General features: G+C 72.1%; 11 protein-coding genes. 8 read left to right on the plus strand and 3 right to left on the minus strand.

Annotation, left to right across the window (positions count from 1 at the left end; genetic code table 11):
• The first annotated feature begins 241 nt into the window (after window positions 1-241).
• The 5 genes from WMF19_RS43755 (at window position 242) to WMF19_RS43775 (ending at window position 4,886) form a co-directional block, all read left to right on the plus strand.
• The gene (locus WMF19_RS43755) at window positions 242-820 is read left to right on the plus strand and encodes a hypothetical protein (protein WP_437895793.1); all 579 of its coding nucleotides are present in this window, start codon (window positions 242-244) and stop codon (window positions 818-820) included.
• Between the two features lie 5 nt (window positions 821-825).
• Complete coding sequence (locus tag WMF19_RS43760) at window positions 826-2,109, plus strand: c-type cytochrome (protein ID WP_437895794.1); 1,284 nt, start codon at window positions 826-828, stop codon at window positions 2,107-2,109.
• A gap of 195 nt (window positions 2,110-2,304) precedes the next feature.
• Window positions 2,305-3,738 (plus strand): sensor histidine kinase, encoded by a 1,434-nt coding sequence (locus WMF19_RS43765; protein ID WP_437895795.1) that lies wholly within the window; start codon window positions 2,305-2,307, stop codon window positions 3,736-3,738.
• Between the two features lie 14 nt (window positions 3,739-3,752).
• A complete protein-coding gene (locus WMF19_RS43770) occupies window positions 3,753-4,127 on the plus strand; it encodes a response regulator (protein WP_437325572.1) in 375 nt (124 codons plus the stop codon).
• A gap of 138 nt (window positions 4,128-4,265) precedes the next feature.
• The gene (locus WMF19_RS43775) at window positions 4,266-4,886 is read left to right on the plus strand and encodes a DUF1349 domain-containing protein (protein WP_437325573.1); all 621 of its coding nucleotides are present in this window, start codon (window positions 4,266-4,268) and stop codon (window positions 4,884-4,886) included.
• A 167-nt stretch (window positions 4,887-5,053) separates the two neighbouring features.
• Here the strand turns inward: WMF19_RS43775 and WMF19_RS43780 are convergent, their stop codons facing one another.
• A complete protein-coding gene (locus WMF19_RS43780; RefSeq protein WP_437895796.1) occupies window positions 5,054-5,965 on the minus strand; it encodes a LysR family transcriptional regulator in 912 nt (303 codons plus the stop codon).
• Window positions 5,966-6,106: 141 nt separating this feature from the next.
• Here WMF19_RS43780 and WMF19_RS43785 point away from each other — a divergent pair, with 141 nt between their 5' ends.
• Entirely contained in the window at window positions 6,107-6,877 is a 771-nt protein-coding gene (locus WMF19_RS43785; protein WP_437325575.1) for an SDR family NAD(P)-dependent oxidoreductase, read from the plus strand.
• 184 nt (window positions 6,878-7,061) lie between these two features.
• Window positions 7,062-8,597 (plus strand): hypothetical protein, encoded by a 1,536-nt coding sequence (locus WMF19_RS43790; protein ID WP_437895797.1) that lies wholly within the window; start codon window positions 7,062-7,064, stop codon window positions 8,595-8,597.
• A 71-nt stretch (window positions 8,598-8,668) separates the two neighbouring features.
• On the opposite strand, the gene WMF19_RS43795 is transcribed toward WMF19_RS43790, so the two are convergent.
• Window positions 8,669-9,142, minus strand: a complete 474-nt coding sequence (locus tag WMF19_RS43795) for a MarR family winged helix-turn-helix transcriptional regulator (protein WP_437895798.1) — start codon at window positions 9,140-9,142, stop codon at window positions 8,669-8,671.
• Window positions 9,143-9,316: 174 nt separating this feature from the next.
• On the opposite strand from WMF19_RS43795, the gene WMF19_RS43800 reads away from it, so the two are divergent.
• Window positions 9,317-10,498, plus strand: a complete 1,182-nt coding sequence (locus WMF19_RS43800; protein WP_437895799.1) for a serine hydrolase domain-containing protein — start codon at window positions 9,317-9,319, stop codon at window positions 10,496-10,498.
• A 112-nt stretch (window positions 10,499-10,610) separates the two neighbouring features.
• Here the strand turns inward: WMF19_RS43800 and WMF19_RS43805 are convergent, their stop codons facing one another.
• Window positions 10,611-12,710, minus strand: coding sequence for a substrate-binding domain-containing protein (locus tag WMF19_RS43805; protein WP_437895800.1), 2,100 nt, complete (start codon window positions 12,708-12,710; stop codon window positions 10,611-10,613).
• Between the last annotated feature and the right edge of the window lie 124 nt (window positions 12,711-12,834).

Genomic DNA, 12,834 nt, shown 5'->3' on the forward strand with positions numbered 1-12,834 from the left:
ACTGCGCGGGAGCACGGCGCGCCGTCCCTCGAGTTCGCGATCGGGGAAGCAACATTTTTTCCTCGAGCGTTGTCACAGTCGATCGGCAGCGCCCGACGAGCGACGGGGCGCGCCGGCGCAGCCTTCCCGAGGAGGTCCTTCCATGAATGGTCCCGCCGTTCGATTCACGCTTTCTTGTGCTCTCATCGCGTCCGCCCTCGTCCCTTCGGCGGACGCGTCGGCCTGCGGTGGAGTCGAGATCATGCCCGCGATCGACCACCGCGTGATGGGGATCGCGCAGGCCGAGCAAGCGCTTCACGACGGCCGGTTCACCGCGGCGGCGGGGAGCGTGATCCGGATGTTCCCCGAGATCCGGCGGATCTCCTATGACAAGGACCCGCTGATCAACAGGGCCTTCCGCGTCCTCGCGGTGGCCACGGCGCGCGCGGACGGGGCGCTCCAGGTCGGCCCGCAGCTGCCGCGCGAGCTGCTCGAGACGTGGGGCGGAGCGTCGGCCGAGGAGCGCAAGGGGAACATCGACTGGTCGATCCGCGCGCTGCGCCGGCTGAACGAGCAGCGGAAGAACGATCCGGCGCTCCAGACCGACCTGGGCGAGGCGCTCGCCAGGGCGCCCGAGCACCGCGGCGAGGCGCTCAAGCTGCTCGGCGATCTGGCCGAGAAGGACCTCCTGACGAGCCCCGAGGCATACGCGGCGCTGGCGCGGCTGCGCGCGCTCTCGGGGGACAACGCGGGGCACGACGCCGCGGCCACCCGGTGCGAGACGATGGCGCAGAACAAGGCGCTCTGCCGGACGACCGGCGCGGCCGGACCGCAGAGCTGACGCCGATGCGCGCCCGTCCGCTGCTCGCCCTGCTCGCGGCGCTCGCCTCGGGCGCCGCGGGGTGCACCTCCGAGGACGCGCGGGGCCCCGCGCTGGCCGCGCCGCCATCCGCGAGCGACGGCGGCGCCGGGGCGACCGCTCCGGCCGCCGCCCCGGCGCTGGCCGGCGATCCGGCGCGCGGGGAGCGGCTCGTCGCGGAGTTCCAGTGCAACCGCTGCCATGACGGGACCGGGCAAGCGCCCGCGGCGCGCGACGCCCACTGCGTCCAGTGCCACCAGGACATCGCGGCGGGGCGGTTCCAGGCGCCGGCCGCGGCGATGAAGCGGTGGAACGAGAACCTCGTGCAGCTGCGCGACGTGCCGTCGCTCGCCGCCGCCGGTGACAGGCTGCGCCGCGACTGGATCCGCGGGTTCTTGCTGTCGCCGCACGACGTGCGCCCGCGCCTGCACGCGACGATGCCGCGGCTCGCGATCGGGCCCGAGCAGGCGAGCGATATCGCGGCCTACCTCACGCGCGATCGCCGTGAGGGGCACGAACATCCCGCAGCGCCGCTGGAGGGCGCGAGCGCGGCCCGGGGGCGCGAGCTCTACGAGGCCAAGGGGTGCGGGACGTGCCACGCCTTCTCCGGGACGACCGGGCTGACGGCGGTCGCGCCCGTGAAGGGGATGGAGAAGGAGACGCGCGCCGCGATCGCCCTGGCGCCGGATCTGAGGCACACGCGCGACCGGATGGAGCCCGCCGATCTCGTCGCGTGGGTGCTCGATCCCGCGGCGATCAAGCCGGGAACGCCGATGCCCCAGGTGCCGATGTCGCCCGCCGAGGCGCGGGACATCGCGGCCTTCGTCACGACCGCGGAGCTCTCGCCGCGGGCGCCGGCGAGCGCGCCCGAGCGGCTGCCGCTGCTGTCGCGGCGGGTGACCTACGCCGAGGTGGATCGCCGGGTGTTCCGCGTCACGTGCAGGCACTGCCACTCCGAGCCGGACTATGCGCTCGGCGACGGCGGGCCCGGAAACACGGGCGGCTTCGGGTTCAAGCCGCGCGGGCTGAACCTCGCCACGTACGAGGGGATCGCCGCGGGCTACGTCGACGATCAGGGCGAGCGGCGGAGCGTGTTCTCGCGTGGGCCGGACGGCGCCCCGCGCCTCGTCGCGGCGCTGCTGGCGCGGCAGGCGGAGGAGGCGGGCCGCGCGGCCCCGGCGGTGCGCGGCATGCCGCTCGGGCTACCCGCGGTCGGGCCGGAGGAGATCCAGCTCGTCGAGAGCTGGATCGCGCAGGGGCGGCCGCAATAGCGAACGAGCGGGAGGGGGCGATCGCCAGGGTCGGTCCGGCGTTGTCGTGGTGCCTCCCTTGCTTCCACGGCGACACCGAGGAGGTGGCCAATGCCTCGGTGGTCTCAACGCGCTCAGCACGCGGGCTCGCCTCCGAGCGGCGGGAGCAACGGTCTTCCGGTGAGGATGTCCATAGGAAGGCGTCTTTCCCTGCTCGTGTTGAGTCAGCTGCTCCTGGCCGCCCTGGGCGTCACGATGTCCATTGTCGCGCTCAGGCGGCTGGCCACCGAGACAGCCTACCTGCGTCACTACGTCTTCCAGCCGTTCGTCGTCATCAGCAACGGCATCGAGTCATCGAACGCTCTCTATGCCCTGCTCGCGCGCCCGTCATCGGACGTCTCGCTGGAGGTCCGGGAGCCCATGATGCGGCTCCGCTTCTTCATCGATCGGTACCAGCGCGACTGGTTGACGGCGACCTCGACCCTACCGGACGCCATCCACCTCCGCGCAGCGCTCGCTCGGGCCGGGGAGCTCGTGCTCCTGGAGGAAGAGCGCGAGGCGGCGGATACCGTCGCCGCTGTCGTGATGCACCTCGAGCGCACGACCGGGCTCGCGGGTCCGACGCCTGCCGCGCCCCACTTGCGGCGCGCCGACGTGGAGCACCTCGGCGACGCCCTCGTCAAGCTGCACAAGATCAACCTGCGCTACATGGAGGTCGCTTACGACGCTTTCGACCGCATCCGGCGGCGCATCCTCCTCGTCTTCATGGCCGTCGGCCTCGGGGGCGTCACGGCGGCGTCGCTCTTCGGCCTCGCGGTGCGCCGCGCGATCGCGCCGCGCATCCACCGGATGGTGACCGCCGTCCAGCGCTTCCGCGAGCTCGGCGTCTACGAGCCGCTCGGGGACTGCGGGGACGACGAGCTCGCCGTGCTCGGCCACACGCTGAACACGAGCTTCAAGGCGATCGCCGAGCGCGACAAGGATCGCGACAGGTTCCTCGCCGTCGCCGCGCACGAGCTGAAGACGCCGCTCACCACCATGAAGGGGTTCTCGCAGGTCGCGCTCACCCACCGGAACGACACGGCCATCCGCGAGCGCGCCCTCACGATCATCGATCGCCAGGCGACGCGCCTCGGCCGCCTGGTCCAGGATCTCCTGTGGTCGGCGCGCATCTCCGGAGGCGAGCTCCCCTTCAAGCCCGAGGCGATCGACGTCGAGGAGCTCGCCCGCCGCGTGATCGGAGAGTTCGAGCTCGTGGCCAGGGATCACAGCATTCGCCTGGTGCCCCGGGGAGACGCGCACATCCTGGGCGATCCAGAGCTCGTCGAGCAGGCGCTCTGGAGCCTGCTCGTCCAGGCCGTGTCCGTCGCGCTGGAGCGCGATCCGGTGCTCGTCACGATCGACGCCGGCTCCGCCGCGCGCGTGCTCATCACGATCGAGGTCCGGGGCGGGAAGGATCTCCCGGAGGACCTCGAAAAGCTGCTGGAGCCCTTCGCCGTCGTCGGCTTCGAGCGGCAGCGCGACGAGCCGCGCAACACGGGCATCGGCCTCCACCTCGTCCAGGGGATCGCCCGGCTCCACGGCGCGAGGTTCTGGATCGAGCGGAGGCCCGATGACCTCATGGTCTTTTCGCTGGAACTGAGGCGCTAGCGGGCAGAGGGAACATGGTGCGAAACCGCGTGCTGGTCATCGACGATGACCCCGATTTCCGGGAGCTCGTCGCCATCAGCCTGAACGGGTGGGGGCTCCAGTGCCTCCAGGTCGCCGACTGCGTCGAGGCGCTCCCGCTCCTCGAGCGCGAGCGCGACGGGCTGCGGGCGGTGCTGTGCGACTACTTCATGCCAGGGCTCTCTCCCCGCGATTGCGCGAAGGCGATCCGCGCGCGGGTCGATCCGGCGGTGCGCGTGGTGCTCGTGAGCGCGGCGGTGGACGTCTCGGAGCTGGCCCGAGGCCTCGGGCTCGCGCGGTTCCTCGCCAAACCCTTCGATCTCGACCAGCTCTACGACGCGGTGCTCGGCCCGCGCGAGCCCTCGGCGTGAGCGGCGCCGCCGATCGCAGCGGGGCGCGGCTGGACCGCAGAGGGGGCCACCCGACCGCGGCGCGCTCCGTGGTAGCCTCCCGACCCTCGCCCGCGCGCGGGCGGACCGCGCGCCGTGCGGCGCTCGGAGGTCTGCGTCATGACAGGACAGCTTCTGGAAGAGGGCTTTACCAACCCTGGAATCGATCCGCGGCTCGCGTGGCGCAACCCGCCGGCGCGCTGGGCGGTGGAGCCGCAGCGGAGCGTGCTCGTCGTCGAGCCCGCCGCGAAGACGGACTACTGGCAGCGGACACACTACGGCTTTCGCAACGACAACGGGCCTTTCCTCTTCACCCGCGCCGGCGGCGACTTCGTGATGACCTGCCATGTGCGGTTCCGGCCGGCGCACCAGTACGATCAGGCAGGGCTCATGGTGCGGATCGCGGAGTCGTGCTGGCTGAAGACGTCGGTCGAGTTCGAGCCGGACGGCCCGAGCCGGCTCGGCGCGGTGGTGACGAACGCGGGCTACAGCGACTGGTCGACCCAGCCGTTTCCCTCGGATCGCCGCGAGATCTGGCTGCGCGTCCGGCGGGAGGGGCCGGATTACCTCGTCGACAGCTCGGACGACGGCGCGGCGTGGACGCAGATCCGCATGGCCCACCTTCACGAGGACGACGGCGCGCGCGAGGTGGAGTGCGGCCTTTACGCTTGCAGCCCGCTGGGCGAGGGCTTCGTGGCGGAGTTCGATCTGCTGCGGATCGCGCCGGGGCGCGCGGCGTGAGCCCTCCGTGGTGGAGTACTTACCCCACCCTGCCGGAATGATGGAACCGCCAAGACACCATAAGACGCCAAGATTTTTATATCTCTCTTGGCGTCTTGGCGGCTCAAAAACCCCTACCTTCGGCCAGAGTACCCCATCCCCCGAAAACCACATGGGAAGCGCGTGGATCAGCGGTCGAGCGCCTCGAGGTGAGGAGAGAGGACCTCGGTGAGCCAGCTCATCACCGCGCGCACGCGGCGCGGTACGCTCCTGCCGTGCGTGTGGAGGAGCGAGACGGGCATCGGCGCGCAGGTGAGGGAGGGCAAGACCTCGACGAGCTCGCCCGCGGTGATGCTGGCGAGCTTCCCCGCCCGCGGGGCCTGGATGATGCCGAGGCCCGCAAGGCACGCGGCGAAATAGGCGTCGGCGCTGTTGACCGTCACCGCGCTGCGCATCGGCCACTCGCGGTAGCCGCCGTCGTGGGGGTACTCGAACGACGGCGCTTCGGCGCCGAGCGTCGTCGAGTAATGCACGAGGAGGTGCCGGTCGAGATCCTCGATACGGCGAGGCGTGCCGTACTGGCGCAGATAGGACGGGCTCGCGCAGTTCATCATGCGCAGGACGCCGAGCCTGCGGCCGACGAGCCCGTCGCCCCCCGGGGCGCCGATGCGCAGGACGCAGTCGAAGCCCTCGCGGAGCGGCTCGACGCGCCGATCGGTCGTGCTGAGGAGCACCTCGAGCTCGGGGTGGCGCGCGAGCAGCTCGGGCAAGCGCGGGATGATGACGTCGCGCGCGAAGTTCACAGGCAGATCGATCCGCACCCGCCCGCGCAGGCCCCGCGCGGCCTGGAACATCGCGCCGAGCTCGTCGGCCTCGAGCGCGAGGCGCCGCGCCCGCGGAAGGAGCTCCTCTCCGTCCGGCGTGAGGCGCACGACGCGCGTCGACCGCTGGAGGAGCCGGGTGCCGAGCTCGGCCTCCAGGGCCTTCAGCCGCAGCGACACGCGCGCCTTGGGCATGCCGAGGTGCTCGCCAGCGCGCGTGAAGCTGCCAAGCTCCGCCACCTTCACGAAGATCTTCAGCGCTCCGACGTCGACGGTCATTGTTTCGACTGGCGAAACAGTCTGTCGGAGCCTCGGGCCTTCCGCAACCGGGATCGGATCGCTATTCAGAGTCGCAGGCAACGGCGAGCAACCGCCGCAGACAGCGGCGAGCAGCCGCGTCGCCATCGAAAGGACCCGACCGTGAGCACATCCAAGCGTAGCCCCGTCGCCCTCATCACCGGCGGAAGCCGCGGGCTCGGAAAGAGCATGGCGCTCCACCTCGCGGATCGCGGCGTGGACGTCATCATCACCTACCGCGGCGGCGCGGCCGAGGCGGCGGATGTGGTGAAGCAGATCGAGGCCAAGGGGAGCAAGGCGGCGGCCATCGCGCTCGATCTGGGGAGCACCCGCGGGTTCGACGCGTTCGCCGCCGCGGTGAAGGCGGAGCTCGCCGGTCGCTTCGGGCGCGATCGCTTCGATTACCTGGTGAACAACGCTGGCATGGGCGGCCACGCGAGCTTCGCCGAGACGACCGAAGAGCAGTTCGACGCCCTCATGAACGTCCACTTCAAGGGGACGTTCTTCCTCATACAGAAGCTCCTTCCGCTCATCGCGGACGGAGGGCGGATCCTCAACGTCTCGTCGGGGCTCACGCGGTTCAGCTTCCCCGGCTACTCCGCCTACGCCGCGATGAAGGGCGGCGTGGAGGTGCTGACCCGCTACCTGGCAAAGGAGCTCGGGCCGCGGAAGATCGCGGTGAACACGCTGGCGCCCGGCGCGATCGAGACCGACTTCGGGGGCGGCGTCGTGCGCGACAACGCCGAGCTGAACAAGATGATCGCCGCCCAGACCGCCCTCGGCCGGGTCGGCCTCCCGGACGACATCGGCGGCGCGGTCGCCGCGCTCCTCTCGCCCGAGGGCCAGTGGATCAACGGCCAGCGCATCGAGGCGTCAGGCGGGATGAATCTCTGAGGCGCTCCTAGCCCGCGGCAGGCGCGTGATCGTCGGGCCAGCGCCTGCAGCGGGAGCAGCGAGCACATCGAACATTCCGACACAGAACGGCACAAGCCATCGAGCGTGAGGGCGGCTTTTGCGGAGGAGCTCGACTGGCACGTTTGGTGCTGGATGAGAGCGCATCGCAAGGAGGCGAGCGCTCATGCGCAGAGAATTGCAGTTGCTCATCGTTCGAATCCTCGGGACCGGCATGCTCGCCGGCCTGTCGCTGACGCTCGGGTGCCAGGGAGATACCAGCGTGCCAGCTGGCACAGGAGGGGCCGGCGGCGCCGGGGGTGAAGGCGGCGCGGGCGGTCGAGGCGGCGCGGGCGGTCAGGGCGGCGCCGACGGTCAGGGCGGCGCCGGCGGCGGCCCGGCGACGTGTGATTCGCAGCGGGGCGACCACGGTGATGCCTGTTCCGCGGAGGCGCCTTGCGCGATCACGCTCGACGTGGAGGTGACGTGCACCGACTTCGACTTTGCAGCGGGCGGGGTGCGAGCCCTTCCGGCGCCGGGCGCGACGTACCTCGTGACGAGCAGCAACGCCCCGACGCGGCTGTTCGAGCTCGACGACGACGGGGCGACGCAGCGCGACTTCGACGTGCAGAGCAATAGCGTGAGCGTGGCGCTCTCGCCGGACGGAAAGGCATATGCCGCGGTGGACGAGACGCAAGGCAGCGGTGACGGCTATCCCGGCGGTGTCGTGTTCCTGCCGCTCGCCGGCGGCGCGGCCGAGAAGCAGATGGTGTTCGATCGCGACGACAAATACGTGCCGGTCCTCGATGTCGCGGTGGACTCCCAGGGCGAGCCGCACATCTGGATCCTCACGGATGCGCCGGAGAGCATCGCGCACGCGACGCGCACGTCCGGCGGCGCCTGGGACGTCGCGCCGGCGAGCCGGCCGGCCGACAGCAGTTGGACCCGCTTCGCCCTCGCGCCCGACGACGCGCCGCTGGCGTTCGGTATCGTCCAAGCGCGCCCCGGGAGCTGGCAGATCGAGGTGCTCGACGGCACCACGGAGCGGAGCCTCGGCGCTCCGGTCTCCGCGAGCTCGCCGCTCCGTTACGAGCCCGTCCCGCCGCCGCAGCCCCCTGGTCAAGCGACGATTCCGCGCTTCGCGGCGGTCGTGCAGCACCCCGACGGGCTGCGGCTGGAGAGCGCCGGCGAGGACGACGGCGTCGACGAGGTGGCGATCCCCGGCACAGCGACGCCGACGTACAGCTGCCAGCGCGGCTTCGGCGACCCCGCGTCGGAGGGCTGCCCGGCCGACTGCCACGAGGTGACCTCCGGCCTCGAATGGTCGGCCTTCTCGGCCGCGCGCACGAGCGACGGCGACGTGTGGATCGCATTCCTGATCAGCCACATCGACTGGACGATCGCTTACGAGGTGCAAAACACCGATCTGCCGACGTGCGTCGGCAACATCGCGGCGGACGCGAGCCGCGGCGAGCTGCGCCTCGTGCGCGTGCCTGCCGCCGGAGGCGCGCCCGAGGTCGCTGTGACGCTGCCGCTCCCCGCGATCGCAGGCGAGAGCCATTTCAGCGATGTGTACCGGCGCCACCCGCTCGTCGACGTGTCCGCGTTCGGCACGGAGCTCACCGTGGCCATGCGCACGCAGGCGTCACGCGTGGGGCCCTTCACGGCGCGCGTGCTGCGCGTGGACACCTCGCTCCTCGCGCCTGCCGCGCCGGGCGACTGAGACGCGCGCCGCACATCGACGCCTCGGTCGCCGCTTCGGCCGCGCAGCCGCCGGGTCGGCCCCGGGGCGCGCTACGGCTGGCGGAGCCGGCGCGAGGACAGGAGCTCGAGCCCCCCCGTGCGCTCCGCGATGCGCTGGAGCGACGCGAGCAGCGCGCCGGCCTGCTCCTCGCCGAGCAGCGCGCGGAGCCGCCTGTTCACCGCGGCGCGCGCGGCGCGCCCCGCCTCGACCGCCGCCCACCCGCGGTCGGTGAGCTCGACGAGGCGGTTGCGCTGGTCGTCCTCGGCGACGCGCCGGCGCACGTAGCCGAGCTCCTCCAGCTCCGCCACCGCCTTCGAGGCGCCCTGCGCCGTGATGCCGAGCCGCTCCGCGAGCTCCCTCACCTTCACCGGCCCCGGGATGAGGTGCTGGAACACGTAGCCATGGCTCGGCCGGAGATCGCCGTGGCCGGCCCGCTCCACGCGGCGCATCACCTCGTCGCTGTTCGCGGCCGCGATGGCGGCGAACAGCAGCACCAGGTCCTCGTCCGGGCGCGCAGGCTTCACGACGGGAGCGTGTAACCCGCAACCGAGGTTGCGCAAATGACGTTGACGACCGCGGGCGGCGGGCCTATTCATCAACCAATGTTGCGCAACGTAGGTTGCGTATCATCGGGGTCGGGCTCGGAGGGCCGGGCGGCTCGCCCGCGCGCGCCCGGGCCGTGCTGCCCCGAGGAAGGGATGAAGGGACGAGCGATGCACCTCGCGATCCATGGCTCCTGCGATCCGGCGTTTGCGCCCGTGCGCGCGGCGTTCGCCTCGAATTTCGAGCGGTTTCCCGAGCTCGGGGCCGCCGTGTGCGCCGCGGTGCGCGGCCGCGTGGTCGTCGACCTCTGGGCCGGCTTCCGGGACGCGGCGAAGTCCGCGCCGTGGCGCTTCGACACGATCGTGAACGTCTTCTCGGCGACGAAGGGCGCCGTGGCGCTGTGCGCCCACGCGCTCGCAGAGAAGCGCGCGCTCGACGTGGATGCGCCGGTCGCCGCTTCCTGGCCGGAGTTCGGCGCGGCCGGCAAGGGGCGCGTCCTCGTGGCCCAGCTGCTCGACCACAGCGCCGGCCTGCCGGCGCTGCGCGCCGAGCCGAAGGAGGGCGCGCTCTACGACTGGCAGGCCATGACCGCCGCCCTCGCCGCGGAGGAGCCGTTCTGGGAGCCGGGCGCCCGGCACGGCTACCACGCGGTGACGTTCGGCTTCCTCGTGGGCGAGGTGATCCGGCGCGCGAGCGGCCAGCGCGTGGGCGCGTTCCTCCGGGAGGCCGTCGCGGGCCCGCTCGGCCTGGACTTCCACATCGGCACCGGCGCCGAGCACGACGGGCGGATCGCCGAGGTGCCGCCGACCATCGCGAGCGCGAAAGGCCTGGGCGGCGCGTTCGGCGCGAGCTTCCGCGACCCGGCGTCGCTCACCTCGATGGCCTTCACCAGGCCGCGCGACCTCGTGTCGCCGGGGCTCGTCAACACCGTCCGCGCCCGGCGCGCGGAGATTCCCGCGCTGAACGGCCACGCGAACGCGCGCGCGCTCGCGCGGATGTACGGCGCGCTCGCGAACGGCGGTACCCTCGCCGGCACCGCGCGCGTGCTGTCGCCGGAGGCGATCGAGGCGGCGCTGGCGGAAAGGTCGGCCGGGCTCGACGCCGTCCTCCTCGCGGAGAGCCGGTTCTCGCTCGGGTTCATGCTGCCGAGCGCGCTGCGCCCCTTCGGGCGCGGCCCGCGGACCTTCGGCCACCCTGGCGCGGGCGGGGCGCTCGGCTTCGCCGACCCCGACGCGGGGCTCGGGTTCGGCTACACACCGAACCAGACCATCGCGAGCGGCGAGGGCGGCGACCCGCGGTGGCCGGCGCTGATCGAGGCCGTGTACTCGTGTCTATGAGCGCTGGTTCCGCGCGTGCAGCCCCTTCCATGACGATGACAGACGCGAGCAGGGATTCGACGAGCCTCGGTTGCAGCATCGGTCCTCCCCAGGCCGCCTCCGGCCACGGCCATCAGGCGAAGCGCGCCGCGCGGCGCCTCGCGCCGGCAGGGCGGCGGCCCCTCGCCGTCAGCTCGTGAAGGGCGGCCGCAAGGGACGAGTACGTGGACAGATCGCCGAGCTCCACGTCCACGAGGCTCCTGGCGAGCTCGGGGCGCACGCCGACAAGGACGACGCGCGCCCCGAGCAGGGCGACCGCGCGGCTCGTCTGGCCCAGCGCGTGGGCGACCTGGACGTCCACCGCCGGCACGCCGGTGATGTCGAGCAGCACGAAGCGCGCCTCGTGCCGGTCCACGCCCTCGACGACGGCCGTCAGCACCTGGAGGGCGCGGTCGCGGTCGATGGCGCCGATCAGCGGCACGAGCAGCACGCCGGGCAGGAGCGGGATGAGCGGGCAGCCGAGCTCGCGCACCGTGTCCGAGAGCGCTCGCTCGCTCGCATAGGCGGTCTGCAGCTCCGCGTTCTTGGCCGAGAGCGACTCGACGAGCTCGTTGCGCTCGAGGGCCGCGGCGAGCAGCGACGCCCAGACCCCGAGCGTGCCCTCGTCGCCGGTCAGCTCGCGGAGGGTCGACCCCATGAGCGCCAGGAACCCCCAGTCGCGCCGGGCGGTGCGGATCGGCAGGAGGATCATCATGAGCGCGCCGCTCGCGACCGAGGGCGGCAGCAGATCCGCAGGCGGGAACGCCTCCTGCCGATAGCGGCTGCCGATCGGGGGCGTCGCGTCGCCGTCGCGGCTGTAGGCGCCGGCGACGACGAGCGTGGACGCGTCCTCCCGGAGCGCAAGGCACGCCCAGCCCGCTTTGGTCTTTGCAAGCCATGAGAGCGAGAGGGATTCTTCCTGCGAGCCGCTGAACAGCGCGAGGCCCACGTCGTGATTCGACCTCACGAGCATCCCGAGCTGCGCCACGAACTCTGCCTCGACGCTGAGCCGAGCCCGAGCGATCGAGAGGTGCGCGCTGTCCAGGAACGCCTCGACCCGCTGCGCGGACGCCGCATCTCCGCCCAGCCGCTCGCGGCGCCGCTCGTGGGCCCGGCGGAGCACGCGGACGATCGCCATCAAGGTGCCCATATCGGACGAGATGCCGACGGCCTCCTGGTAGGCGCGCTCCAGCGCCTTCGCCGGAGGGAGCGCGGCGCCCTCGATAGCCGCCTCATACGCCTCGAGCACCAGGGCCACCCCCGGCCATACCGCGGCAGGCGACGTATCGGGCGGAAGGGGCAGGGGCGCGAGGAGCAGCTCGACCATCCGTCGGTCCAGGTCACCGTCGGCGCCCTCCCCCGGCGCCGCGCCCTCGTCGAGGAAGCTCTGTAGCACGTCGCATCCGCACGAGATCCGCTGGATCAAGGTGTTCGGCGTGAGCACGAGGTCGGGCGGGGCCGTCTCGCCGGCGACCATCGAGACGACGAGATCACACGCGGCGCTCCCCAGCATCTCGAACCGCTGGCGCACGGTGGTCAGCGGCGGGTCGGCCGTTTGCGCCTCCGGCACATCGTCGAAGCCGACGATCGCCATGTCTTCGGGGATACGGACGCCCGCCGCCTTCAGCAACGGCATCATCCCGAGCGCGTTCTTGTCCGTCCCGAAGATCGCCGCCGTGCACGCGTGCCGCCGCGCGATGAGCTGCGGGGCGGCCTTCTCGCCGCCGGGATACCAGTTGTCGTCGGTCCGGATGACCAGCTCTGGATCGAACGGTATCCCCGCCTCGTCGAGCGTCCCTCGGTAGGCGTCGAAGCGCTCGCGTACATCGGACTCATGGAAGCAGCCGACGAACGCGATGCGCCGGTGACCGTGGCTGATCAGGTGGCGCACCGCGCTCCGGATCCCGCTGTGGTTGTCCGGGATCACCGACGGGCAGCTGCCCTTGTGGACATGGGTGCCGACGACGACGCGCGGGACCCGCTCGCCAGCGAGCTGCTCGATGCCGTCCACCCCGATCACGACGATCCATCCATCCACCTGCTCTCTGGCGAGCGAAGGGGCCTTTAGCGAGGCGGGCGTGCCGCGCATCACCAGCGTCCGACAACCGTGCTGCTGCGCTGCCTCGTGGATGCCCGTCAGGACCGGGTTCCAGAAGGAGCCGTCCAGATAGGGGGTGATGACGCCGACGGTCATCACACGTGGTGTTTCATCGACGCCTGTTCCGCCGAGGGGCGACTCCGCGAGGCGATTCGCGACGCGCGTCGAGCCGCCGGCGTCTCCTCCCGTGGCTCGCTGTCCGGCAGCGCCATCTCCCTGG

Origin of the sequence: Sorangium sp. So ce124 (assembly GCF_051525235.1) — a bacterium.
Classification (GTDB): domain Bacteria; phylum Myxococcota_A; class Polyangia; order Polyangiales; family Polyangiaceae; genus Sorangium; species Sorangium atrum.